Annotated in this window: 22 protein-coding genes; 8 read left to right on the forward strand and 14 right to left on the reverse strand. The window is 67.0% G+C overall.

Annotated elements, in window-relative coordinates; translation table 11 throughout:
• Positions 1-34: 34 nt before the first annotated feature.
• Positions 35-730, forward strand: coding sequence for a trimeric intracellular cation channel family protein (locus ASE34_RS11355; protein WP_053096504.1), 696 nt, complete (start codon positions 35-37; stop codon positions 728-730).
• A gap of 69 nt (positions 731-799) precedes the next feature.
• On the opposite strand, the gene leuA is transcribed toward ASE34_RS11355, so the two are convergent.
• Positions 800-2,554 carry a 2-isopropylmalate synthase gene (leuA, locus tag ASE34_RS11360; RefSeq protein ID WP_053096506.1) on the reverse strand — a complete coding sequence of 585 codons (1,755 nt, stop codon included), beginning with the start codon at positions 2,552-2,554 and terminating at the stop codon, positions 800-802.
• A 196-nt stretch (positions 2,555-2,750) separates the two neighbouring features.
• On the opposite strand from leuA, the gene ASE34_RS11365 reads away from it, so the two are divergent.
• The gene (locus ASE34_RS11365) at positions 2,751-3,389 is read left to right on the forward strand and encodes a hypothetical protein (protein WP_230100743.1); all 639 of its coding nucleotides are present in this window, start codon (positions 2,751-2,753) and stop codon (positions 3,387-3,389) included.
• Here ASE34_RS11365 and ASE34_RS11370 read toward each other — a convergent pair.
• The 12 genes from ASE34_RS11370 to lepA form a co-directional block, all read right to left on the reverse strand.
• A complete protein-coding gene (locus ASE34_RS11370; RefSeq protein ID WP_056278897.1) occupies positions 3,386-4,336 on the reverse strand; it encodes a quinone oxidoreductase family protein in 951 nt (316 codons plus the stop codon). The two genes, ASE34_RS11365 and ASE34_RS11370, sit on opposite strands and share 4 nt — an antisense overlap.
• Positions 4,337-4,416: 80 nt before the next feature.
• Positions 4,417-5,313: a GTPase Era gene (era, locus tag ASE34_RS11375; protein WP_053096511.1), complete on the reverse strand. Its 897-nt coding sequence runs from the start codon at positions 5,311-5,313 to the stop codon at positions 4,417-4,419.
• Positions 5,306-6,601: a hemolysin family protein gene (locus ASE34_RS11380; RefSeq protein ID WP_053096513.1), complete on the reverse strand. Its 1,296-nt coding sequence runs from the start codon at positions 6,599-6,601 to the stop codon at positions 5,306-5,308. Before ASE34_RS11380 ends, era begins: the two co-directional genes overlap by 8 nt.
• On the reverse strand, positions 6,598-7,056 hold the full coding sequence (gene ybeY / locus ASE34_RS11385) for an rRNA maturation RNase YbeY (RefSeq protein ID WP_053096515.1): 459 nt from the start codon (positions 7,054-7,056) through the stop codon (positions 6,598-6,600). Before ybeY ends, ASE34_RS11380 begins: the two co-directional genes overlap by 4 nt.
• Positions 7,057-7,072: 16 nt before the next feature.
• On the reverse strand, positions 7,073-8,098 hold the full coding sequence (locus tag ASE34_RS11390; protein WP_235567508.1) for a PhoH family protein: 1,026 nt from the start codon (positions 8,096-8,098) through the stop codon (positions 7,073-7,075).
• Between the two features lie 61 nt (positions 8,099-8,159).
• Positions 8,160-8,507 carry an HIT domain-containing protein gene (locus ASE34_RS11395; RefSeq protein ID WP_053096519.1) on the reverse strand — a complete coding sequence of 116 codons (348 nt, stop codon included), beginning with the start codon at positions 8,505-8,507 and terminating at the stop codon, positions 8,160-8,162.
• A 44-nt stretch (positions 8,508-8,551) separates the two neighbouring features.
• Positions 8,552-9,280 (reverse strand): 16S rRNA (uracil(1498)-N(3))-methyltransferase, encoded by a 729-nt coding sequence (locus ASE34_RS11400; RefSeq protein WP_053096520.1) that lies wholly within the window; start codon positions 9,278-9,280, stop codon positions 8,552-8,554.
• Between the two features lie 14 nt (positions 9,281-9,294).
• Positions 9,295-10,410: a molecular chaperone DnaJ gene (dnaJ, locus tag ASE34_RS11405; RefSeq protein WP_053096522.1), complete on the reverse strand. Its 1,116-nt coding sequence runs from the start codon at positions 10,408-10,410 to the stop codon at positions 9,295-9,297.
• Positions 10,411-10,449: 39 nt separating this feature from the next.
• Positions 10,450-11,481 carry a heat-inducible transcriptional repressor HrcA gene (gene hrcA / locus ASE34_RS11410; protein WP_053096524.1) on the reverse strand — a complete coding sequence of 344 codons (1,032 nt, stop codon included), beginning with the start codon at positions 11,479-11,481 and terminating at the stop codon, positions 10,450-10,452.
• Between the two features lie 106 nt (positions 11,482-11,587).
• Complete coding sequence (gene hemW / locus ASE34_RS11415; RefSeq protein ID WP_056278899.1) at positions 11,588-12,805, reverse strand: radical SAM family heme chaperone HemW; 1,218 nt, start codon at positions 12,803-12,805, stop codon at positions 11,588-11,590.
• A gap of 16 nt (positions 12,806-12,821) precedes the next feature.
• Positions 12,822-13,475, reverse strand: coding sequence for a DUF1990 family protein (locus ASE34_RS11420; RefSeq protein ID WP_053096528.1), 654 nt, complete (start codon positions 13,473-13,475; stop codon positions 12,822-12,824).
• 69 nt (positions 13,476-13,544) lie between these two features.
• Positions 13,545-15,398: a translation elongation factor 4 gene (lepA, locus tag ASE34_RS11425; RefSeq protein ID WP_053096530.1), complete on the reverse strand. Its 1,854-nt coding sequence runs from the start codon at positions 15,396-15,398 to the stop codon at positions 13,545-13,547.
• A gap of 240 nt (positions 15,399-15,638) precedes the next feature.
• Between lepA and ASE34_RS11430 the strand changes: the two genes are divergently transcribed.
• The 5 genes from ASE34_RS11430 (at position 15,639) to ASE34_RS11450 (ending at position 22,154) form a co-directional block, all read left to right on the forward strand.
• Positions 15,639-16,622, forward strand: a complete 984-nt coding sequence (locus tag ASE34_RS11430) for an ABC transporter permease (RefSeq protein WP_053096532.1) — start codon at positions 15,639-15,641, stop codon at positions 16,620-16,622.
• Entirely contained in the window at positions 16,622-17,545 is a 924-nt protein-coding gene (locus tag ASE34_RS11435; protein ID WP_053096534.1) for an ABC transporter permease, read from the forward strand. Before ASE34_RS11430 ends, ASE34_RS11435 begins: the two co-directional genes overlap by 1 nt.
• A complete protein-coding gene (locus ASE34_RS11440; RefSeq protein WP_053096537.1) occupies positions 17,542-19,473 on the forward strand; it encodes an ABC transporter ATP-binding protein in 1,932 nt (643 codons plus the stop codon). The genes ASE34_RS11435 and ASE34_RS11440 overlap by 4 nt, the downstream gene beginning before the upstream one ends.
• Before the next feature lie 117 nt (positions 19,474-19,590).
• Complete coding sequence (locus ASE34_RS11445) at positions 19,591-21,303, forward strand: ABC transporter family substrate-binding protein (protein ID WP_053096539.1); 1,713 nt, start codon at positions 19,591-19,593, stop codon at positions 21,301-21,303.
• A gap of 83 nt (positions 21,304-21,386) precedes the next feature.
• Positions 21,387-22,154 (forward strand): alpha/beta fold hydrolase, encoded by a 768-nt coding sequence (locus tag ASE34_RS11450; protein ID WP_056278900.1) that lies wholly within the window; start codon positions 21,387-21,389, stop codon positions 22,152-22,154.
• On the opposite strand, the gene ASE34_RS11455 is transcribed toward ASE34_RS11450, so the two are convergent.
• Positions 22,105-23,370, reverse strand: coding sequence for an MFS transporter (locus ASE34_RS11455; protein ID WP_056278901.1), 1,266 nt, complete (start codon positions 23,368-23,370; stop codon positions 22,105-22,107). The two genes, ASE34_RS11450 and ASE34_RS11455, sit on opposite strands and share 50 nt — an antisense overlap.
• Before the next feature lie 236 nt (positions 23,371-23,606).
• Here ASE34_RS11455 and rpsT point away from each other — a divergent pair, with 236 nt between their 5' ends.
• Complete coding sequence (rpsT, locus tag ASE34_RS11460) at positions 23,607-23,867, forward strand: 30S ribosomal protein S20 (RefSeq protein ID WP_053096545.1); 261 nt, start codon at positions 23,607-23,609, stop codon at positions 23,865-23,867.
• The last annotated feature ends 37 nt before the right edge of the window (positions 23,868-23,904 follow it).

Here is a 23,904-nt window from a genome sequence, read left to right on the forward strand (position 1 = left end):
CGTTCGATTATCCTCCGTGCGGGAGAATAGAGGCGTGACCGAACCGCTCTTCACCATTCCGCTCTGGGCGGACCTCCTCGGCGTCGGCCTCGGCGGCGTTCAGGGCGCGATGTTCGCGTCGGGGTTCCAGGGGCAGCGACGACTCGACTGGCTCGGCGTCGCGATCATCGGCATCATGATCGGCATGGGCGGCGGTCTCATCCGCGACATCCTGCTCGGTCAGACTCCGGCCACGCTGCAGAGCAACTGGTACCTGCTCACGGCCACCGGCGCCTCGCTGCTCGGGATGCTGCTCGCGGGACTCTTCAACCGTCTCAACACCGTCATCGTGGTGCTCGACGCCGTGGTGATCGGCATGTTCGGCGCGTTCGGCACGAGCAAGGCGATCGCCTTCGGCATCCCTCCCGTTCCCGCGGTGTTCATCGGCGTCTGCGCAGCGGTCGGCGGCGGCGTGCTGCGCGACATGCTGATGGGCCTGCCGACCTCGATCATGCATGTCGGCTCGCTCTACGCCGTCGCCGCCGGCGCCGGCTGCGTCTTCATCGCCACCGCGAACGGACTAGGGATGTCGATCACGCTCGCCGCCGTCCTCGGCATCGTCGTCACCGCGGTGATCCGAGTGCTCGCCGTGAGCTTCGACGTCTCGCTTCCGGAGCAACGTCGCCTGTATCGCCGCAAGGTCGCCGCAGAGACCGGAGTGATCCAAGTCGTCAAGCCGAGCCCTGAGTGACCGATCCTCGGCACGGGGCAGACGTAACGCCCCCGCGGTCGATGACCGCGGGGGCGTTCTCGTCGACCGTCAGACCGCTGCCAGCTCCAGCTGGCGCGTGCGGATCGAGCGGTTGACGCCCGAGACGATCGCCTTGAGGGATGCCGTCGAGATGTCTCCGTCGATGCCGACGCCCCACAGGCGCTGATCGCCGACCTGCAGCTCGACGTACGCCGCAGCCTGCGCGTCGCCACCTGCACTGAGTGCGTGCTCGACGTAGTCGTAGAGAGTGATGTCGAAGCCCTGACCGCGCAGCACCTCGATGAACGCGGCGATCGGTCCGTTGCCGTTACCGGCGACGGACACCTGCTGATCGTCGTCGCGCAGTGTCACGTCGAGCACCACGTCACCCGACATGTCGCTGCGGGTCTGCGTCGAGAGCAGCTCGAACCGCCCCCACTTTGCCTCGGTGTCAGTGGCGGGCAGGTACTCGTCGTTGAAGATCGACCAGATCTGCTCGCTCGTGACCTCGCCGCCCTCGGCGTCGGTCTTGTTCTGGACGACGCCCGAGAACTCGATCTGCAGCTTGCGCGGCAGGTCGATCGCGTGGTCCGCCTTGAGCAGATAGGCGACGCCGCCCTTGCCGGACTGCGAGTTCACACGGATCACGGCCTCATAGGAGCGTCCGAGATCCTTCGGGTCGACCGGCAGGTAGGGGACGGCCCATTCGATGTCGTCGACCGTGACGCCTTCAGCCTCGGCACGGGCAGCCATCGCCTCGAAGCCCTTCTTGATCGCATCCTGGTGCGACCCGCTGAACGCGGTGAAGACCAGGTCGCCCGCCCACGGCGACCGCTCGGGCACCGGCAGCTGGTTGCAGTACTCGACGGTGCGCTTGACCTGGTCGATGTCGCTGAAGTCGATCTGCGGATCGATGCCCTGCGTGAAGAGGTTGATGCCCAGCGCCACGATGTCGACGTTTCCGGTGCGCTCGCCGTTGCCGAACAGGCAGCCCTCGATGCGGTCGGCCCCGGCCATGTAGCCGAGCTCGGCCGCCGCGATCGCCGTGCCACGGTCGTTGTGCGGGTGCAGCGACAGGATCACGTTCTCGCGGTGCGCCAGGTTGCGGCTCATCCACTCGATCGAGTCGGCGTAGACGTTCGGCGAGGCCATCTCGACGGTCGCCGGCAGGTTGACGATGACCTTGCGGTCGGGGGTGGGCTCGAAGACCTCGATCACCTGGTTGCAGACGTCGACGGCGAACTCGAGCTCGGTTCCCGTGTAGCTCTCGGGCGAGTACTCGTAGTAGACCTTCGTGTCGGGGATGGTCTTCTCGTACTGACGGCACAGCCGAGCACCCTCGAGCGCGATGTCGATGATGCCCTGCTTGTCGGTGCGGAAGACGACCTCGCGCTGCAGCACGCTGGTCGAGTTGTAGAGGTGCACGATCGCCTGCTTGGCCCCGGAGATCGACTCGTACGTGCGGGCGATCAGATGCTCGCGCGCCTGAGTCAGCACCTGGATGGTGACGTCATCCGGGATCAGGTTCTCTTCGATGAGCTGACGGACGAAGTCGAAATCGGTCTGGCTCGCCGAGGGGAATCCGACCTCGATCTCCTTGTACCCCATGCTGACGAGGAGTTCGAACATGACGCGCTTGCGCTCGGGCGACATCGGGTCGATGAGCGCCTGATTGCCGTCGCGGAGGTCGACTGCGCACCAACGGGGCGCCTCGGTGATGCGGGCGTCCGGCCAGGTGCGGTCGGGCAGGTTGACCGTGATCTGCTCGTGGTACGGCCGATACTTGTGGATCGGCATCGCAGACGGGCGCTGAGTGTTCTGCATGATGGGGCTTCTTCTCTTCGTCAGAATTGTGAACGGGCCAACACAAGCGCCGCGACGAGGAAGGCCCTAGCTTTAGGACTCGTCGCGGCAGCTAAGAAGAAGCAGACCGCCGAAAGGCATGCGGCCATGGTAGCAGGGATGCCGATCCGCTCCGAGCCGCCGTGAGACGATCACCCGTCACGAGACACTGTCAGGCATGAGCACATCGCACAGCCGCATGCTTCTCGCCGCCGTCGCCGTCATCGGGATGTGCGGCCTCGCCGCCTGCTCGTCCGGTTCCGGAGCTGCATCCGCGCCGACGAGTTCGGCCTCACCGACCTGGGATGCCGCGAGCGTCCCACCGCCGGAAGGACGGGTGATCGGCACCGGCACGGTGCTCGATGTGGACGGTGAGCCTCGGCTCTGCCTCGGAATCGTCGCCGAGTCGTATCCACCGCAGTGCTCGGGCCTTCCCCTCGACGGCTGGACCTGGGACGGGGTAGACGGGAGCGAATCCAGCGGCGACACCACGTGGGGAACCTACGCGGTGTACGGAACCTTCGACGGCGAGCGATACGCGGTCACCGATCCTCCGATCATGCTCGCCCTGTACGACCCTGTCCGACCGGAGGATCCCACGGGCGGTGTCCCAGGCGCGAGCTCCGAGGCTGAGCTGGCGCAGGTGTCCGACGAGCTGTCGAATACCGTGGGACGCGATGCGCTCACCCTGTGGACCGAACGCGGCTATGTCTGGATGCAGGTCGTGTGGGACGACGGGTCGGTGCAGAACGCGATGGATGCGGCGTACGGAGATGGGGTCGTGGTCGTGACCTCGGCGCTGCGCGAGATCGATTAGGATGACGGGATCAGAGCGAGCTTTCCGCCGGGATGCCCTTCGGCGAGCAGAGCGAGTGCCGCCGGAGCCTCCTCCAGGGCGAACGTCCGCGCCACGGGAACGATCAGATCTCCGTTCTGAGCGAGAGCGATCAGTTCCCCGCGCACCTCGTCCCGGAATCGGGCGCTGACGGGCATCGAACCGGCGATCACCCGGATGCCGTCGGAGGCGGCCCTGCCCATCGCTGCGATCGTGACGATGCGCTGGCGGTCTGCGACCAGCTCGAGGGACACGTCCACGGCCTCGTCCGTGCCCACCGCGTCGAGGGCTGCCGAGACGCCCGCCTCGCCCGCGGCCCCCCGGACCCGATCCGCCAGGCCGGCCCCGTATCGCACGGGGACTCCCCCGAGACGACGGACGACGTCGAACCGCTCGGCGCTCGCGGTGCCGATCACTCGGATCCCCCGCAGCGCGGCCTGCTGCAGCACGCTCACTCCCACCGCTCCCGACGCGCCGTGCAGGAGGATCGTCTCCCCCGGTGCCGCGCCGGTCACCCAGAGCATCTCAGCGGCCGTGGTGCCCGCGAGCAGCAGATTCGCGGCCTCCGCGTGCGTGAGTGTGGTCGGCTTCGCGAAGGCCTTCTCGGCGGGCACGGTCAGCTCGGTCGCGTATCCCCCGCGCACGCGGAAGGCGACGACCTCGTCACCTTCTTTCGCATCCCCCGAGCCGATCCGCGTGCCGGGTCCGATCGCGCTGATCGTGCCCGAGACCTCGTAGCCGATCGGCACAGGCAGCTGCACGCCCTGGTGAGCAGACGCGACGTGCTTGGCGTCCGCGGGATTCACCCCGGCGGCCTCCACGCGGATCGTCACCTCACCGCGGCCGGGAGACGGCACCTCGTAGTCGACGAACTCCCATGTCTCAGGCGCGCCCCACGACGATGCGATCCAGTGCTGTGCGAGTGTCATATCGCGACCCTACCCCTGCGGGAGAGTCCTGCGGCCGTGCCGCTGGAGCGCCGGATCCTCGCCGTCTCTCGTGTCGAGGGTCAGAAGCCGAGGCGGCCGAGCTGCTTCGGGTCGCGCTGCCATTCCTTCGCGACCTTCACATGGAGGCCCAGGAACACCCTCGTGCCGAGAAGCTCTTCGATCCCGACACGTGCCCGACGTCCGACATCGGCCAGACGCTTGCCCTTGTGGCCGATGATGATCGCCTTCTGGCTGTCACGCTCCACAACGATGGATGCATGCACATCGGTCAGGTCGGTTCCCTCACGCGGGGCGATGTCGTCGATCACGACCGCGATCGAGTGGGGAAGCTCGTCGCGGACCCCGTCGAGCGCGGCCTCGCGGATCATCTCGGCGATCCGGTCCTCTTCCGACTCATCGGTCGTGACACCCTCGCCGTACAGAGCCGGCCCCTCGGGCATCAGTGCGAGCACCTCGTCGGCGAGCACCTCCAGCTGGTCGTTCGTGAGCGCGGAGATCGGGATCACGGCGTCCCAGTCCTCGCGCAGCGCGTCGACCTCCATCAGTCGCTCGGTGATCTGGTCGCGACTGGCCGCGTCCGTCTTCGTGACGATGGCGATCTTCTTGGCACGACGGTATCCGTCGAGGGACGTCGCGATGCGGCGGTCGCCGGGCCCGACCTTCTCGGTCGCCGGCACGCAGAAGCCGATCACATCGACGTCGCCGAGCACCTGTTCGACGAGGTCGTTCAGGCGCTCGCCGAGGAGCGTACGGGGCTTGTGGATGCCGGGGGTGTCGACGATGACGAGCTGCCCCTGCGGACGGTTCACGATCCCGCGGATCGCCCGTCGCGTCGTCTGCGGCTTCTCACTGGTGATCGCGATCTTCTCGCCCACCAGCGCATTCGTGAGAGTGGACTTCCCGACGTTCGGTCGTCCCACGAAGGTCACGAACCCGCTCCGCGTCTGCTCAGTCATCGTTTCCGTCTCTCTCATCTGCGGCATGACCCGCGTCGTCTGCCGCTCGTTCCACGAAGACGGTCGCGATTCCGCGCCCTCGTCCTCGAGACGCGCCGCCGGTGAGGGTCAATCCCTCGACCGTCGCTGTGGATCCCGGTTGCGGGACCTGTCCGAGTGCCTTGCCCAGCAGACCGCCGATGGAATCGACGTCCTCGTCCTCGAGCTCGAGGCCGAACAGATCGCCGACGTCCTCCAGCGAGAGTCGGGAGCTCACGCGATAGCGTCCGTCGCCGAGTTCGACGACCTCTGCCGATACCTGATCGTACTCGTCGGAGATCTCGCCCACGAGTTCCTCGATGAGGTCCTCCAGGGTCACGAGCCCCGAGATGCCGCCGTGCTCGTCGATCACGAGGCACACGTGCACGGCATCCCGCTTCATCTGCTGCAGGAGGGTCTCGGCGCGCATGGACTCCGGCACGAAGGTCGCGGGTCGCGAGATCGGACGGATGGATGCGGTTCGCCAGGCGTTCTCGTCGCGGAAGGCGAACAGCACCAGGTCCTTCAGATAGAGCACTCCGACCACGTCATCGGCGTCGTCGTCGACCACAGGCATTCGGGAGACGCCCCGCTGCAGGAACAGCGTCATCGCCTCGCTCGTGGTCGCCGTCGCATCGACCGTCACCATCTCGGTGCGCGGCACCATCACCGCACGCACGAACTGGTCGGTGAAGTCGAATACGGAGTGGATGAGGTCGCGGTCGTCAGCCTCGATCAGATCGTTCGAGGCGGCCTCGTCGACCATGCTCAGCAGCTGCTCCTCGGACGTGAACGAGCTGCGTCCCCGCCCGGGGGTCACCCGGTTGCCGAGCACCACGAGTCCGTGAGCGAGTGGCCCCAGGATGATGCGCAGCCCGCGGACGATGCGTGCGTTGGCCCGGAGCATGCCCTCGGCGTGGTGCCGCCCGAAGGATCGAGGGCTCGCCCCCACCAGCACGAAGCTGATACCCGTCATGAGCAGCGCTGCGGCCAGCATCGCCCACCAGATGTTGTCGAACAGGATGCTGAACGCCACCGTGACGAGCACCGCGGCCGCCGTCTCGGCGAGCACGCGGATGAATGCGACGGCGTTGACGTGTGCGTCAGGGTCGGCGGCGATGCGCACCAGCTGGGGGCCGTTGCGCCCCTCCGCGCCCATCTCCTCGATGTCCGACCGGGACGTGACGCCGAAGGCGGCGTCGATCGCCGCCATCAGGCCGCCGAAGGCGACGAGCAGGACAGCGCCTGCGAGCAGGAGGGCCGCGGTCATCGTCGACGTTCAGCCGCGGCGAAGCCCTGGATGAGCTCCTTCTGCAGTCCGAACATCTCGCGCTCCTCGTCGGGCTCGGCGTGATCGAAGCCGAGGAGGTGCAGCAGACCGTGGGTGGTGAGCAGGATCAGCTCGTCCATCAGGGTGTGGCCGGCGGCCTGTGCCTGAGCCTCGGCGACCTGAGGACACAGCACGATGTCTCCCAGCAGCCCCGGGGCCGTGGGGCGATCCTCGGTGCCCGGGCGCAGCTCGTCCATCGGGAAGCTGAGCACGTCGGTCGGACCGGGCTCATCCATCCACTGCACGTGGAGTGCCTCCATGGCAGCCTCGTCGACGAGCACGATCGCGACCTCGGCGTCCGGGCTGACATGCATCTGCGCGAGGTTGAAGTCGGTCAGGCGCTGCAGCACGGTCTCGTCGACGTCGATGGCCGACTCGTTGTTGATCTCGATCATGGCTGTGCTCGTTTCATCAGGAGAGGCCTCGTTTCGGCATCCGGTCTCGGGGTCCTGGTCGCTGTGCGCCCCGCCGGTCGGCACGGTTGGCGAACTCCGCCGCCTGCTCGCGCTCGTAGCGCTGGGCGGTGCGCCGCTCGTCATACTCGCTGTAGGCGTCGACGATCCGTCCGACCAGCGAGTGACGCACCACGTCGTCGCTCGTGAGCCGCGCGAAATGGATGTCGTAGATGCCGTCGAGCACGCGGGTGACGAGCCGGAGTCCCGAGGATCCCTGCGGGAGATCGACCTGGGTGATGTCACCGGTGACGACCATCTTCGACCCGAAGCCGAGACGCGTGAGGAACATCTTCATCTGCTCGGGAGTCGTGTTCTGCGCTTCGTCGAGCACCACGAACGAGTCGTTGAGCGTGCGGCCGCGCATGTAGGCGAGAGGGGCGACCTCGATCGTGCCCGTCGCCATCAGACGAGGGACGATCTCGGGGTCCATCATCTCGTTCAGCGCGTCATAGAGCGGGCGGAGGTACGGGTCGATCTTGTCGGTGAGCGTGCCGGGCAGGAATCCGAGCCGCTCTCCGGCCTCGACCGCGGGGCGGGTGAGGATGATGCGGGTGACCTCTTTGCGCTGCAGGGCCTGGACGGCCTTGGCCATCGCGAGGTAGGTCTTTCCGGTACCCGCCGGGCCGATGCCGAAGACGATCGTGTTCTCCTCGATCGCGTCGACGTACTCCTTCTGCCCCAGCGTCTTGGGACGGATGACCTTACCCCTGGTCGACAGGATCGCCTCTCCGAGCACCTCGCTCGGGCGAGGGCCGCCGTCGTTGCGCAGCAGGCGGGCCGAGCTCGTCACGTCGCTCGGGGCGAGGTCGTGGCCTGCCTTGGTCATGGTCATCAGCTCGTCGACCAGGGTCTTCGCCTTCGCGACTGCCTCCGGCGCGCCGGTGAGCGTGATCTCGTTGCCGCGCACGAGCACCTGGACGTCGCGGTGCTCCTTCTCGAGCATCCGGAGCAGTCGATCCTGCGGACCGAGGAGCTGCACCATGGCGACGCCGTCGGCGTAGATCTTCTCGACGGCGGTGTCGGATGCGGTCAGGTCGTTTTCGTCAGAAGCCAACGAGCTTGCTCTCCTCGATGTTGCCGAGCACATGGGCGTGCACGTGGAAGACGGACTGGGCGGCGCTGGCGCCGTTGTTGAAGATGAGGCGGTATTCGCCGTTCGCATGCTCGGAGGCGAGCTGCTTCGCAGCCGCGACGATCTCCGCGAGCAGACCGGGGTCGCCCTCGGCGAGCTCCGTGACGTCGCGGTAGTCCTCGGTCTTGGGGATCACGAGCGCGTGCAGCGGTGCCTGCGGGTTGATGTCCCGGATCGCGAACACGCGGCCGGTGTCGAGCAGGATCTCACCCGGGATGTCGCCGTTGAGGATGCGCGTGAAGATCGAGGGCTCGGACATGCTCCCAGTCTACTGACCGCAGCACTGCCGGGTCCGTAGCCTGATCACCAGCGGCTGAGTGCGACCGACAGCACGGCGATCGCGGCCGGGCCCGCCGTGGACGTGCGCAGCACGGTGTCTCCGAGCAGCACACGCTCGGCGCCGGCGTCCGACAGCTTCGAGAGCTCGTCGTCGGAGATACCGCCCTCGGGCCCGACGACGAGGACGATGTCCCTGCCGTCCGGCTCGAGCTCGGACAACCGCACGGGGGCGGTCGGGTCGAGAAGCAGCACCCGCTGAGATGCGGCGCGTCTCGCGAGGTCGGCGGTCGACGCCGGAGGCGCCACCTCCGGGACCCACGCCCGGTGAGCCTGCTTCGCCGCCTCGCGGACGATCGTCGCCCACCGCTCGCGCCCCTTGACGGCCTTGGGACCATCCCATCGGGACACGCTTCGACTCGCCTGCCACGGCACGATCTCATCGACGCCGAGCTCGCATGCCGCCTGCACGGCGAGCTCGTCGCGATCGCCCTTCGCGAGAGCCTGCACGAGCACGATGCGAGGGCTGGGCGCGGGGTCGACCGATCGCTCGGCCACGCGCACGTCGACGCGGGACGGAGACACCTCTTCGGCGACGCCGGTCAGCCACACCCCCGAGCCGTCGCCGACCGTCACCGCCTCGCCGACGCGGAGCCGTCGGACGACGGCGGCGTGCTTCGCCTCGGCGCCGGTGAGCGACACGAGGTCGCCGACCGCGGCATCCGAGGAGTTCTCGACGAGGAAGTGGAGTGCCATGAGCGCCGTCCGGATCAGTGCGAACGGAAGCGGTCGCGGAGCTTCGAGAACAGCCCCTGCTGGAACTGCGCCAGCTGCGGGCCCGGTGCCTTGGTCTTCTTCGCGAAGTCCTCGATGAGCGCGCGCTGCGCGGAGTCGAGCCGGGTCGGAGTGACCACCTGCACGCCGACGCGGAGGTCGCCGCGCTGGTTGCCCCGCAGCGGCGTGATGCCGCGGCCCTTGATCGTCAGCACGTCGCCGGACTGGACGCCCGAGCGGATCTCGAGATCGACCTCGCCGTCGAGACCCTGGATCGTGGTCTCGGTGCCGAGGATCGCATCCGGCATCGACACCTCCAGCGTCGCCAGCAGGTCGTCGCCGTCGCGGCTGAAAGACGGGTGCGGGTTCACGGTGACCTCGACGTACAGGTCGCCGTTCGGGCCACCCGCCTTGCCGACCTCGCCAGAGCCCGGCAGCTGCAGGCGCAGCCCGGTCTCGACGCCGGCGGGGATGTCGAGCGAGACGGTGCGACGCGAGCGCACCCGCCCCTGGCCGCCGCAGGTGCCGCACGGATACGGGATCGTCGTGCCGTAGCCCTCGCAGGTGCCGCAGGGCTGAGAGGTCACGACGTTGCCGAGCAGGCTCCGCACCTGACGCTGAACGTGGCCGGAGCCGCCGCAGATGTCACAGGTGACGGGCGACGTGCCCTCCTGGCAGCACGAGCCGTTGCACGTCTCGCACAGCACGGCCGTGTCGACCTCGATGTCGCGGTGCGCACCGAAGACGACGTCGCCGAGATCGAGGGTCACCCGGACGAGGGCGTCCTGTCCACGTTCGCGGCGTGACCGCGGACGCGCGCCCCTTCCACCGCCTTGGCCCGCGCCGAAGAAGGTCTCGAAGATGTCACCGAAGCCGCCGAAGCCCTGGAAGTTGCCGGCGGCGCCGTCTCCGCCGCCCATGTCGTAGCGGCGACGGGAATCGTCGTCGCTCAGGACGTCGTATGCATGCGTGACGAGCTTGAACTGCTCGGCCGCGTCCTCACCCGGATTCACATCGGGGTGGAGCTGACGAGCGAGGCGTCGGTACGCCTTCTTGATCTCGTCGGTGGAGGCGTCACGAGAGACGCCGAGTACCTCGTAGTGGTCTGCCACAATGGCCCTTCTGCGTGTGCTGTTCTCTGGGCGGCCGCGTCAGCGGGCCGCCTCGTCTTCGTCGAGCATCCGAGACAGATAGCGGGCCACGGCCCGCGCCGCCGCGAGATTGCTCGGATAGTCCATGCGCGTCGGCCCCATCACGCCGACTCGCGCCGTGCCGCTGGGGGCGGCGTAGTTGCTGGCCACGATCGATGCCTCGCCGAGGCCGAAGGACGCGTTCTCGGTGCCGATGCTGGCGGCGAGACCGTGGGAGTCCGCCTCCATCTCGCTCATCAGCCGCAGCAGCGTCACCTGCTCCTCGATCGCCTCGAGCAGAGGGTGGATGCTGCCGCGGAAGTCCTGCTCGCGTCGAGCCAGAGTCGCTGCTCCGGCCATCACCAGGCGCTCCTGACGGAAGGCGCCGAGCTCGTCGATGACGATCGTCGCGAGAGCGCGCAATACGACGTCATGACTGTGTGCGTCGTCCGCGAGAAGCGCCTGCAGCCGCTCAGCGGCGTCGCTCACCGCCCGGCCCGTGATCAGGGCGGAGAGACGAGCACGCAGCAGCGCCATGTCGGCGTCGTCGACGTCGACGGGCAGCGGGGCGATGCGCTGCGAGACGCCGCCCGCGTCGGTGACGAGCACGATGAGCAGACGATTCGGCGCCAGCGCCACGAGTTCGAGATGCGTCAGATGCGCGCGCGCGAATGACGGGTACTGCGCCAGCGCGACCTGCCCCGTGAGCTGCGTGAGCACTCGGACCGTGCGCACCATCAGGTCGTCGAGGTCGGAGGGAGCGGTGAGGAAGGACTCGATGGCCGTGCGCTGCGCGACCGACAGCGGCCGCAGCTGGGCGAGATGATCCACGAACACGCGGTAGCCCTTGTCGGTGGGGACGCGACCGGAGGAGGTGTGCGGGGCGGCGATCAGCTCTTCGTCTTCGAGCAGTGCCATGTCGTTGCGGATCGTCGCCGCGGACACGCCGAAGGAGTAGCGGTCGACGATCGATCGGCTGCCGACGGGTTCATGGGTCTCGACGTAGTCCTGCACGATCGCGCGGAGAACCTGGAGGCCTCTTTCGCTGACCATCGCAACTCCCTCCCTCTTGGCACTCACTGGCTACGAGTGCCAATTCTACCCGCCGACGCCGACCACGTGCTGATCCGGCACGATGTCCGGACTCAGCGGTCGCCGATCAGTCGGTGAGCTCACGCACGACGGCATCGGCGAGCAGGCGCCCCCGCAGTGTGAGCTGCACGCGTCCGCGAACGGCAGCGGCCGGGTCGACGAGCCCATCCGCGATCAGACCCGCGACGCGTGTCCTCTTGTCCGCGGCGAGGTCGCTGACGGCGATGCCCTCGCGGATGCGACTCAGCAGCAGGATGCGCTCGAGCGTCGTCGACTGCTCGTCCGGCCGCTCCGTGCCGGCGGCGGGAGACTCCGCTGCGGCGAGCCGCTGTGCATACGCGGCCGGATGCTTGACGTTCCACCACCGCAGGCCGGCGACGTGACTGTGCGCGCCGGGACCGAATCCCCACCAGTCGCTCCCCTGCCAGTAGGCGAGATTGTGCCGCGAACGCTGCTCGGGCGAGCGAGACCAGTTGCTGATCTCGTACCAGTCGAAGCCCGCCGCTGCGAGACGCGCATCGGCGAGCTCGTACATGTCGGCCTGCAGGTCGTCGTCCGGCGCCGGCACCTCGCCTCGGCGGATCTGTCGCGCGAGCTTCGTGCCGTCCTCGATGATCAGCGCGTACGCCGAGATGTGGTCCGACTCGAGTGCGAGCGCCGCATCGAGCGACGCCTCCCAATCACCGATCGACTCACCGGGGGCGCCGTAGATGAGGTCCACGCTCACGGCGAGGCCAGCGTCCTTCGCCGCGGCGACCGCTGTCGTCACATTCTCAGGGCGATGAGTGCGGTCGAGAGCGGCGAGCACATGCGGCACTGCCGACTGCATGCCGATCGACAGCCGCGTGACGCCGGCATCCGCGAGGGTCCGCGCGACCTCGGGCGTCACCGTGTCGGGGTTCGCCTCGACCGTGATCTCGGCGCCGTCGACGAGGCCGAACGCGTCGGTCGCCGCACCGAGCATCCGGGCGAGATCTCCCGCGGGCAGGAGAGTCGGCGTGCCGCCGCCGAAGAACACGGTGTCCATCGGGCGCAGCGCGCCCGCATCCGCGAGAACGCGCCTCGCCAGGGCGATCTCGGTGATGAGCGTCGAGGCGTAGTCCTCCTGCTTCGCGCCGCGGAGCTCTCCCGAGGTGTAGGTGTTGAAGTCGCAGTAGCCGCACCGCACCCGGCAGAAGGGGACGTGCAGATATGCGGAGAAGGGCACGGAGGAATCGATCGGCAGATCGGAGGGCAGATGTCCGTCTGCCGGTGCCGGATCGCCGAGTGGAAGCGGACCGGCCATCAGAGAGGTGCGACCATCAGACCGGAGTCGCGTACAGCGGCGAGATCGCCCGCAGATAGCGTGCGAACAGTTCCCGGCGACGGCGCTTCACCAGCGGCGGGACGACGCGGTAGAGCAGGGAGTTCGGCGCGTCGAAGGCACGGACGGAGAACCACACCTCGTCGTTGTCCTCACGCCAGTCGATGTCGAAGGACTCCTCACCGCGCACCACCGAGCCTCCGACCGTGCCCAGCACGAATCCGATCCGGCGCTTCTCCTCGGTCACGGAGATCACGCGCAGCTCGGCATCCGCCCGCATGCCGGCAACCCGCCCATGCAGGCGCAACGTCATGCCCGGGCCGGCGAACGGGGTGCCTTCCGCGTCGAAGCGCTGTTCGACGTCGTTTTTGCTCGGTGCGATCGGCGTGCCCTCGGCGTCGAAGCTGACACCGGCGTAGGCGGGACCGGGCGCGGGACGCACATCCTCGATGCTGAGGCCCGCCGCGCGCTGCGCGGTCCAGGTCAGCAGAGCTTCGCCCGCGGACTGGAAGCGGTCATGACCGCTGCCGATCCGCCAGGAGTTCTCCGCCGGGATGCTGCGCTCCGGCGGGTACTGCATCAGATCGGGCGCGTGGGTCGCACCCACGGCCGCATAGTCAACCGTGTCGTCTCGGAAAGTCCCGCGCCGCATGCGTTCCAGCCTACTTCCCGTTCCCTGGACGATCACCCTCCACGCCGGGAACAGCCCGGCCTGAAGGTCCTACTTCTTGTCCTTGCCCTCGACGTCGCCGGAGAGCGCTGCGATGAACGCCTCCTGCGGCACTTCGACACGACCGACCATCTTCATGCGCTTCTTGCCCTCTTTCTGCTTCTCGAGGAGCTTGCGCTTGCGGCTGATGTCACCGCCGTAGCATTTGGCGAGCACGTCCTTGCGCAGCGCCCTGATCGTCTCGCGGGCGATGATCCTGGCGCCGATAGCGGCCTGGATCGGCACCTCGAAGTTCTGGCGAGGGATCAGCTTGCGCAGTCGCTCCGTCATCAGCGTGCCGTAGGCGTAGGCCTTGTCGCGGTGCACGATCGAGCTGAACGCGTCGACCTTGTCACCCTGCAGCAGGATGTCGACCTTGACCAGGTCCGCCTCCTGCTGTCCGGCGGGTTCGTAGTCGAGCGAGGCATAGCCCTGGGTCTTGGACTTGAGCTGGTCGAAGAAGTCGAAGACGATCTCACCGAGCGGCATCATGTAGCGGAGCTCCACGCGCTCCTCGGAGAAGTACTCCATGCCCAGCAGCGCTCCGCGACGAGACTGGCAGAGCTCCATGACCGTGCCCACGTAGTCCTTGGGCAGCAGGATCGCGGTCTTCACCATCGGCTCCGACACCGAGCCGATGCGACCGTCGGGGTACTCGCTCGGGTTCGTCACCGTCACGGTCTCGCCTGTGTCGCTCGTGAGCACCTCGTAGATCACGCTGGGTGCGGTGGTGATGAGGTCGAGGCCGAATTCTCGCTCGAGACGCTCGGTGATGATCTCGAGATGCAGGAGTCCCAGGAACCCGCAGCGGAAGCCGAAACCGAGGGCGACCGAGGTCTCAGGCTCGTACTGCAGCGAGGCGTCGGAGAGCTTGAGCTTGTCGAGCGCCTCCCGGAGCTCCGCGTAATCGCTGCCGTCGATCGGGTAGATCCCCGAGAAGACCATCGGCTTCGGGTCGGTGTAGCCCGGCAGAGCCTGGGTCGAGGGCCTGCGTGCCGTCGTGATCGTGTCACCGACCTTCGACAGACGGACGTCCTTCACTCCGGTGATGAGGTAGCCGACCTCGCCGACGCCGAGCCCCTTGGACGGCACCGGTTCGGGGCTCGACACGCCGACCTCGAGCGCTTCGTGGTTGGCACCCGTCGACATCATCTGAATGCGCTCGCGGGGCGACAGGCTGCCGTCCACCATGCGGACGTAGGTGACGACCCCGCGGTAGGCGTCGTAGACGGAGTCGAAGATCATGGCGCGGGCCGGAGCATCGGCGTCTCCGACGGGTGCGGGGATCTCCTTGACCAGTCGGTCGAGCAGCTCCTCGACGCCGACACCGGTCTTGCCCGAGACACGGAGCACGTCCTCGGGCTTGCCGCCGATGAGCGATGCCAGCTCCTTGGCGTACTTGTCGGGGTCGGCCGCCGGCAGGTCGATCTTGTTCAGCACCGGGATGATGTGCAGGTCGTTCTCGAGCGCGAGGTAGAGGTTCGCCAGAGTCTGGGCCTCGATGCCCTGGGCGGCGTCGACGAGCAGGATCGCGCCCTCGCAGGCGGCGAGAGACCGGGACACCTCGTAGGTGAAGTCGACGTGCCCCGGGGTGTCGATCATGTTGAGCGCGAAGGTCTCGCCGTCGATCTCCCACGGCATCCGCACGGCCTGGCTCTTGATGGTGATGCCGCGCTCACGCTCGATGTCCATGCGGTCGAGGTACTGCGCGCGCATGTCGCGATCCGAGACCACGCCGGTGATCTGGAGCATGCGGTCGGCGAGGGTCGACTTGCCGTGGTCGATGTGCGCGATGATGCAGAAGTTGCGGATCTGCGCCGAAGGCGTCGCGGCAGGCTGAAGCGGAGTGAGAGCGCGTGGTGACATGTCCTGACGATTCTACGGTGAGGTGAGGCTTATGCCCGCTTCGTGCGATCCGGTGATATTCTGCCGAGGTTGCCCGGGAGCCATCCGTGACACCGGATCCCGTGAGCGATAAGACTCCGTCACAGACCAAGTGCAGGCGTCGTGTCGCGCAGATCGGCTGATGGTGATTGACTGTCTTCCCGGCTCAGCGTTGCGTCGGCGGATCCCGCGCGCGTCTGTAAAAGAGAAAGAATCATCACCTTGATCAAGTATCTGTTGCGCCGCCTGCTGGGATGGGTGCTGATGATCGTCATCGCGACGAACATCACCTACTTCCTCGCGTGGCTGTATCTCGATCCCGAGAACAACTACGTCGGACGTCGACCTCCGCTTTCGCCCGATCAGATCGATGCGCTGCTGAAGCCTCGCAACCTCAGCGAATCGGTCCCCCTGATCGAACGATGGTGGACCTGGTTCTCCAGCATCCTCTTCCGCTGGGACTGGGGAGTCGGCCCCACAGGCGAGTCCGTCAACGAGCAGGTCGCATACCGCGTCTGGATCAGCGCCGAGCTCGTGCTCGGGGCGACGATCATCACGACCATCCTGGGCATCGCCCTCGGTGTCTACACGGCATCCCGTCAGTACAAACTGGCCGACCGCATCGGTCAGGGCACGAGCATCATCACGATGAACATCCCCACGGTCGTTGCGGGATTCGCTCTGGTTCTGCTCGCGATCAACTTCAACAACGCGGTCGGCACGACCGTCTTCTACGTCGTCGGATCCTCCAGTCAGGGGGTCGAGGGATTCTTCCCCGTCCTCATAGACGTCCTCCAACATCTGACGCTCCCCACACTCGGCCTGGTGCTCACGGGCTACGCGTCCATCCACTTCCTGCAGCGCTCGCTGCTGCTCGACAACATCAAGGCGGACTACGTTCGCACCGCCCGTGCCAAGGGACTCACCAAGCAGCAGGCCATCCGCAAGCACGCGCTGCGGACGTCGCTGATCCCCGTCACGACGCAGGTCGCGTTCACGATCCCCGCGGTCTTCACCGGAGCGGTGCTGACCGAGACGATCTTCAACTGGAACGGAATGGGTCGGTACTTCATCCAGACCCTGAACAACAACGACATTCACGGCGTGGTCGCAGTCGCGGCGTTCGGCGCCCTGATGACGGCGATCGGCGCGATCCTCGCTGACGTCGCCGTGGTCGTCCTCGATCCGAGAGTGCGGGTGAGCTGATGTCCCTGGAAGCCATCGGGGTGTCCCCCGAGATCGCCGAGCCGGAGAAGCCGAAGAACCGCAAGCGCACCTCGATGCTGACGCTGTACACGCGTCGGTTCCTGCGCAACCGCGGTGCCTTGATCGGCGTCGTCATCCTCGCGCTTCTGGTGGTGTTCGCGATCGTGGGACCGCTCATCGCTCCGTACTCGCACACCGACCTCGACTTCCTCGCACTGCGCCAGGCTCCCTCGGCCGAGCACTGGTTCGGGACGAACGGTTCGGGCAACGACAACTTCGCCCAGGTCGCCGTCGGTCTTCAGCGCTCCATGATGATCGCTGCCCTCGTGGCCATCGGCACCACGGTCGTCTCTGCACTCATCGGTGCCACCGCCGCCTACTTCGGCGGCCGGTACGAGCGGATCATGCTCGCGATCATCCACTTCATGATGGTGGTCCCGAACTTCCTGATCCTCGCGATGATCTCGAACGACGCCGGCGGGAACTGGCTGGTGATCTCGCTCGTCATGATCTTCGTCGTCGGCTGGTTCTTCCCTGCCCGGATCATCTGGACCCTGTCGCTGTCGATCCGCGAGCGCGAGTACGTGCATGCCGCTCGCTACGCCGGGCTCTCGGGGATGCGGATCGTCCTGCGTCACATGCTCCCGAACATCGGGTCGCTGCTGGTGATCAACTTCACGCTCGGCGTCGTGTCGGCCGTCCTCACCGAGACCGCGCTCTCGTTCCTCGGCTTCGGTGTGAAGCTGCCCGACGTCTCGCTCGGCGCCCTGATCGGCTACGGCTCCAGCACTCTGGTGAGCGCACCGTGGCTCTTCTACTTCCCTGCAGCGGCGCTCACCCTGCTCACCGTCTCGATGGCTCTCATCGCCGACGGTCTGCGCGACGCCCTGGATCCGACCTCTGCGGCTGGAGGTCGCGCATGAGTACTGTCCTTTCCGTCCGAGACCTCAAGGTCAGCTTCCCGTCGGAAGCCGGTCGAGTCGATGCCGTGCGCGGCGTCTCGTTCGACCTCGAAGAGGGTCGCACCCTCGGCATCGTCGGCGAATCCGGTTCGGGCAAGTCCGTCACCTCGCTCGCGATCATGGGCCTGCTCGACGACAACGCCAAGGTCACCGGGTCGATCATCTATGACGGCCAGGAACTGCTCGGCAAGTCCGACAAGCAGCTCTCGGTGATCCGCGGCAACGGGATGGCCATGGTCTTCCAGGACCCGCTGACGTCGCTCACGCCCGTGTTCACGATCGGCGACCAGCTGATCGAGGCTCTCACGGTGCATCGTCGGCTGTCGAAGAAGGACGCCTGGGATCGGTCCGTCGAGTTGCTGAAGCTCGTCGGGATCCCCGAGGCGGAGCGCCGCATGAAGGCCTTCCCGCACGAGTTCTCCGGCGGCATGCGTCAGCGTGTCGTGATCGCGATCGCGATGGCCAACAATCCCAAGCTCATCATCGCGGACGAGCCGACGACCGCACTGGACGTCACCATCCAGGCGCAGATCCTCGAGCTCATGGAGAAGGCGCAGCAGGAGACCGGCGCCGCGATGATCATCATCACGCACGACATGGGGGTGGTCGCCAAGACCGCCGACGACGTGCTGGTGATGTACGCCGGCAAGCCCGTCGAGCAGGCCCCGGTGCGCGAGCTGTTCTACCGCACCCGGATGCCGTACTCGATCGGCCTTCTGGGTGCCATCCCGCGGGTGGACAAGACCGAGAAGGTGCCGCTGATCCCGATCAAGGGCAACCCCCCACTCCTGATCAATCTGCCGGATGCGTGCCCGTTCGCGGCGCGATGCCCCATCGCGATCGACGCGTGCCTGCAGCGCGAGCCCGATCTGCTCCCCATCTCCACCGAGGGTCACTCCGACCACTCCGTCGCCTGCATCCGCGCGAACGACATCGACGACGACGGACGCATCGGCGGGCTCCCCGTCTTCCCCATCCCGGAGATCCCCGAGAGCGGGCTGGCGAAGGTGCCCCGCGAGGATCGTCCCATCACCCTCGAGGCGGTCAACCTCAACAAGACCTTCCCCCTCATGAAGGGTGCGCTCTTCAAGCGCAAGGTCGGCGAGGTGCACGCCGTCAAGGGGATCAGCTTCGACATCCGCCAGGGCGAGACCCTCGCGATCGTCGGCGAGTCGGGCAGCGGGAAGACGACGACGCTCCTCCAGATCATGGATCTCGTCGCCCAGGAGGACGGCGACATCCGCATCGGCGGCACGAGCGTCGCTGACATCAAGAACCGAGCGGAGGAGCGAAAGCTCCGTCGTGATCTTCAGATCGTCTTCCAGGACCCGATGGGGGCGCTCGACCCTCGCATGACGGTCTGGGACATCATCGCCGAGCCGATGCTCGCGATCGGCATGAGCAAGGACGACGTGTTCGATCGCGTCGAGGAGCTCATGGGTCTCGTGGGTCTCGACCCGGCGCACAGCGACCGCTTCCCCCAGGCGTTCTCGGGTGGTCAGCGTCAGCGCATCGGCATCGCACGAGCACTGTCGACCAACCCGAAGATCGTGGTGCTCGACGAGCCCGTCTCGGCTCTCGACGTCTCGATCCAGGCCGGCGTGATCAACCTGCTCGACGAGCTGAAGGCCAAGCTCGGGCTGTCCTACCTGTTCGTGGCGCACGACCTCGCCGTCGTACGCCACATCGCCGACCGGGTCGCAGTGATGTACAAGGGCTCGTTCGTCGAGCACGGAGACGTCGATCAGGTGTTCGACGATCCGCAGCACCCCTACACGAAGGCGCTGCTCTCGGCGATCCCGATCCCCGACCCCGACATCGAGCGCACGCGCGAGCGGATCATCCTTCCCGTCGAGGGTTTCGACGCAGAGGCCATCGCCGTCAGCTGACCTGTGTACCGATGTGCACAGTCCGATAACGGTTCCGTGTCACTGGGGTTTCGCCCGAGAGTTGCGGGGTTAGTCTGCCCCTATCCCAAGTAAGGCCGACAGGCACTAAGGAGTACCATGAAACGGCATCAGAAGCTGATGGGCATCGCTGCTCTCGGCGCCGCCTTCGCCCTCGTCATGAGCGGGTGCGCACCGGCAGGCAACGGCGGCGGCAACAGCGGTGAAGGCGAAGCTCAGACGGTCGAGGGCGCGGACTACAACCCGCAGCCCCGTGAGAACCTCGCAGAGGGCGGCGAACTCCGCATCCCCGTCTCGAACATCGCCGAGCAGCTGAACTACTTCCACAGCGACGGTGACGCCCGCGTCACCCAGATCGGGACGTGGTTCCGCCCCCAGATCCTGCTGATGGATCCTGACGGCACCGTCAAGAAGAACGACGCATACCTCGACGACTACTCCTTCGGTGTCGAAGACGGCAAGACCGTCCTGCACTTCAAGGTCAACGAGAAGGCTGTCTGGAACGACGGCACGCCCATCGACGTCACCGCGTTCAAGGCCACCTGGGAAGCCCAGAGCGGCGAGAACGAGGAGTACCAGCCCAACGCGACCGACGGCTGGAAGGAGATCGAGTCCGTCGAGGCCGGCGAGAACGACCGCGACGTCATCGTGACCTTCAAGGGCGAGTTCGCCTGGCCCGAGATGGTCTACTCGCAGCTGCTGCACCCGGCCGTCAACACGCCTGAGCTGTTCAACACGGCGTTCCTCGGCGACTGGCACCCGGAATGGGCCGCAGGCCCCTACACGGTCGACAACTTCGACAAGACCGGCGGCGTCGTCACGCTCGTCCCGAATGAGAAGTGGTGGGGCAACGCCCCGCTGCTCGACAAGGTCTCCTTCATCCAGATGGAGCCGACCGCGGCGGTCAACGCACTGCGCAACGGCGAGGTCGACATGGCCGAGACCGGCAGCGCCGAGCTGCTCGCACAGGTCGAGGGTCTCGAAGGCGTCAAGACCTACAAGGGTCAGGCGACCGCGAACGCGATCTTCACGCTGAACTCGACCAACCCGGTGCTGTCCGACCTCGAGGTCCGCAAGGCCGTGTTCGAGGCGATCAGCATCGAGCAGGTCAAGGACATCGTCTTCAACGGTCTGAACTACACCGAGGAGCCCGCAGGGTCCCTGACCCTCTTCTCGTTCCAGCCTGACTATGTCAACGCGCTGGAGGAGGCCGGCCGCAAGGACGGCGACACCGAGGGTGCCAACAAGCTCCTCGATGAGGCCGGCTGGGTCGCCGGTGCCGACGGCATCCGCGAGAAGGACGGCCAGCGCCTGTCGCTCGTCTTCCCCGTGCACTCCGACACCGAGACCGCGCGCGCGCGTTCGCTCGCCGTTCAGGCGCAGCTGAAGGAGGTCGGCGTCGAGGTGACGATCGACACCCGTCCGTCCGCCGACTTCGCCGAGGACTACACCACGCAGAACGGTGACATCTTCTTCCTCAACTTCACCTCGTCCGACCCGTTCGGTGCCGCCTGGTTCTGCCAGCTGTACTGCTCGGACAGCGGCCTGAACCTGTCGGGCACCGGCACCGAGGAGATCGACACGATGATCCACGAGGAGCTCGAGACGATCTCCGACCCGGTCGAGCAGACCAAGAAGGCCATGGAGATGGAGTCCGAGATCTTCGCGAAGACCTGGGGCATCATCCCGGTCCTCAACGGCCCGGAGATCTGGACCGTCAAGGAAGGCCTCGCCAACCTCACGCCCGAGCCCTACGTGGGTCTCGACCTCTTCGGCATCACGCCGGTGGAGAACGTGGGATACGAGAAGTAATCCATTCGGAGCCTGACTCGTCAGAGCTTCGCAGCGGGGTCGGTGGTCCATCCACCGGCCCCGCTTTTCTCTATGCCGAACGCGTGAGCGTCCAGATCGTCTTCGTGCACGGCATCCGTACGTCCGCGACGATGTGGCGGTCGCAACTCGCCTTCCTCGAGGAGCAGGGCATCGGGGCCGTCGCTGTCGACCTTCCCGGGCATGGCACCCGGATGGAGGAGGACTTCACCCTGCACGAGGCGCTCCACACCATCGACGTCGCGGTGCGCGACGCAGCGACGCGAGGTCCCGTGCTGCTCGTCGGGCACTCGATGGGCGGCCTGCTGACACTCGCCTACGTCGGCGGAGCGGAGGCACCGAGGGTCGCGGGGCTCGTCGCCGCGTCGTGCACGTCGCTCCCCCGAGGCGCCGGTCTCGCGGCGTATCGCGCGATCGCGCGCGCCGTCGATCGGCTGCCCGATCGCGGGATGTGGATCACGAAACGCATCCTCGAAGCGACGATCCCCGAAGAGACGCGCTCCGATTTCGCCGCCGGCGGCTATGCGCTGGACACCCAGGACACGGCACTGCGAAATCTCGCCACGCTCGATCTCGCGACAGCGGTCGCCCGCATCCGCGTGCCGCTGTGGTTCGTGAACGGACAGTGGGATCAGCTGCGAGTCAACGAGGCCCTCTTCCGACGGCTCGCGCCTCACGCAGAGCTCATCGTCGTGCCGCGCACCACGCACCTCGTCACGGCGATGCGTCCGCAGATCTTCAACGCCGTCCTGCGGTTGGCCGTCGCGACCATCGAATCCGATGCTACGGGTGAGGCCGCGGCTCCCGCGCCGGCTGCCTCGCCAGAGCCGTGAGCGCACCGCCCACGAGCGACAGCACGGCGGCTGCTGCGAACACCAGCCAGAATCCCCCGACGAGCGCGACGAGCCCCGCCCCGAGCACCGGGCCGATCAGCTGGCCGAGTGCCGCCGTGACGTAGACGATGCCGAGGTCACGGGCGTGGTCCCTCTCGCCGGGCAGCAGGTCGGCGGCGAAGGCGAGCCCGACGGTCGAGAACGCGCCGTAGCCGAGCCCCATGAGCGCGGCGGCGACCATCGTCGCCTCGAAGGTCGGCACGACGGCGATCACGACGCCGGAGGCCGCCTGCACCAGGGTCGCCAGGATCGTGAGGGAACGCCGGTTGCCCGTGCGATCGGAGAGCACACCGGTGAACACCGATGCGAGCACCACGAACAGCGTGTAGACCACGATCAGGAGCAGCAGGTTGTCCTGCGCCACCGTCGTCTCCTGGTGCAGACCATGGAGCAGGAAGAAGAGGAACAGTGCGGTGCCGAGCGCGTTGCCGATGTTGGTCACGAGCCGGCCCGACAGCATCCAGGCGAAATCCCGATCGCGCAGCGATGCCAGCAGATGACGATCACGCGTCACCGGAGTCGCGTCGACGGCCGCGGGCGGATCGGGCAGAAGCAGCGCTGCACCGATTCCCACCGTCGCGATGATCCCGGCGAGCAGCAGGTACCCCTCACGGATGCCGAGCCCGAGGAGCACCACGAGCCCGACGCCGAGCACGATGCCCACCGCCTGACTGGAGCCCACGGCGGCGGATGCGGCGCCACGCTGCGTCGGAGGAAGCTGGTCCGCTATCAGTGCGGTGAAGGCGGCCGACGACACCGCGACGCCGATCGACACACCGACCCAGGCTCCTCCCACGGCCCAGGGCCCCTCACTGAAACCGGTCACCACGAGGAACAGCGCGGTGACGAGCACGCCACCGATCGCCCATGGTCGCCGACGCCGCCGTCCGACGGCCGCGCGATCCGACAGCGCCCCGGCCAACGGGCCCGCGACGATCCCTGCGAGACCGCCGATGCCGAGCACCAGCCCGGACGAGATGACGCCGGGTATCCAGTCCTTCTCAGACGTGTTCAACTGCAAGGGGAGGAGCAACTGGACCGGAGTGAGCTGCACCGTCCAGATCGCCAGCCAGGCGAGCGTGAAGACGGTCATCCATGGCGGTCCGACTCTCCGCAGAGCGGACACCGGCGATCCGGATGGGAGGGCGGGGCTCATGTCGCTCCTTGACGTCGGGGTCGCGACGCGAGTGTCGGGATACTGATGATTGTGCACCCACACGCACCGACACCGCATCAGTGACGAGGACACCTCGCTCGTTTAGGGTGAACCGCCCGGATGCTGGTAGAGTTGGTTCTTGGCTTGCGTGTGGGTTCTTCCCTCACGACCGCCGAGTGGAAGCCCTCTTCTTCTGCCGGCATTTCCTAACAACTCCGTACAGAAAGCGTCCACACGTGGCAAACATCAAGTCGCAGATCAAGCGCAACAAGACCAACGACAAGGCTCACGAGCGCAACAAGGCCGTGAAGAGCGAGCTGAAGACGCACATCCGCGCGACCCGCGCCGCTGTCGTCTCCGGTGACAAGGCTGCAGCCGAGGCTGCTCTGAAGGCTGCCTCCCGCAAGCTCGACAAGGCCGTCAGCAAGGGTGTCATCCACCAGAACCAGGCTGCGAACCGCAAGTCCTCCATCGCCAAGCAGGTCTCCGCTCTCTGAGCCGATTCCACGCCTGACGGTGTGACAAGAGCCCGTC

This window comes from Microbacterium sp. Root280D1, from assembly GCF_001428975.1.
Taxonomy (GTDB): Bacteria; Actinomycetota; Actinomycetes; order Actinomycetales; family Microbacteriaceae; genus Microbacterium.

What these genes read in the sequence shown, in the direction of transcription:
- leuA (WP_053096506.1), bottom strand. Translation starts at nt 2,554, where the DNA reads ATGCAGAACACTCAGCGCCCGTCTGCGATGCCGATCCACAAGTATCGG.
- ASE34_RS11365 (WP_230100743.1), top strand. Translation starts at nt 2,751, where the DNA reads ATGAGCACATCGCACAGCCGCATGCTTCTCGCCGCCGTCGCCGTCATC.
- ASE34_RS11370 (WP_056278897.1), bottom strand. Translation starts at nt 4,336, where the DNA reads ATGACACTCGCACAGCACTGGATCGCATCGTCGTGGGGCGCGCCTGAG.
- era (WP_053096511.1), bottom strand. Translation starts at nt 5,313, where the DNA reads ATGACTGAGCAGACGCGGAGCGGGTTCGTGACCTTCGTGGGACGACCG.
- ASE34_RS11380 (WP_053096513.1), bottom strand. Translation starts at nt 6,601, where the DNA reads ATGACCGCGGCCCTCCTGCTCGCAGGCGCTGTCCTGCTCGTCGCCTTC.
- ybeY (WP_053096515.1), bottom strand. Translation starts at nt 7,056, where the DNA reads ATGATCGAGATCAACAACGAGTCGGCCATCGACGTCGACGAGACCGTG.
- ASE34_RS11390 (WP_235567508.1), bottom strand. Translation starts at nt 8,098, where the DNA reads ATGGTGCAGCTCCTCGGTCCGCAGGATCGACTGCTCCGGATGCTCGAG.
- ASE34_RS11395 (WP_053096519.1), bottom strand. Translation starts at nt 8,507, where the DNA reads ATGTCCGAGCCCTCGATCTTCACGCGCATCCTCAACGGCGACATCCCG.
- ASE34_RS11400 (WP_053096520.1), bottom strand. Translation starts at nt 9,280, where the DNA reads ATGGCACTCCACTTCCTCGTCGAGAACTCCTCGGATGCCGCGGTCGGC.
- hrcA (WP_053096524.1), bottom strand. Translation starts at nt 11,481, where the DNA reads ATGGTCAGCGAAAGAGGCCTCCAGGTTCTCCGCGCGATCGTGCAGGAC.
- hemW (WP_056278899.1), bottom strand. Translation starts at nt 12,805, where the DNA reads ATGGCCGGTCCGCTTCCACTCGGCGATCCGGCACCGGCAGACGGACAT.
- ASE34_RS11420 (WP_053096528.1), bottom strand. Translation starts at nt 13,475, where the DNA reads ATGCGGCGCGGGACTTTCCGAGACGACACGGTTGACTATGCGGCCGTG.
- lepA (WP_053096530.1), bottom strand. Translation starts at nt 15,398, where the DNA reads ATGTCACCACGCGCTCTCACTCCGCTTCAGCCTGCCGCGACGCCTTCG.
- ASE34_RS11435 (WP_053096534.1), top strand. Translation starts at nt 16,622, where the DNA reads ATGTCCCTGGAAGCCATCGGGGTGTCCCCCGAGATCGCCGAGCCGGAG.
- ASE34_RS11440 (WP_053096537.1), top strand. Translation starts at nt 17,542, where the DNA reads ATGAGTACTGTCCTTTCCGTCCGAGACCTCAAGGTCAGCTTCCCGTCG.
- ASE34_RS11445 (WP_053096539.1), top strand. Translation starts at nt 19,591, where the DNA reads ATGAAACGGCATCAGAAGCTGATGGGCATCGCTGCTCTCGGCGCCGCC.
- ASE34_RS11455 (WP_056278901.1), bottom strand. Translation starts at nt 23,370, where the DNA reads ATGAGCCCCGCCCTCCCATCCGGATCGCCGGTGTCCGCTCTGCGGAGA.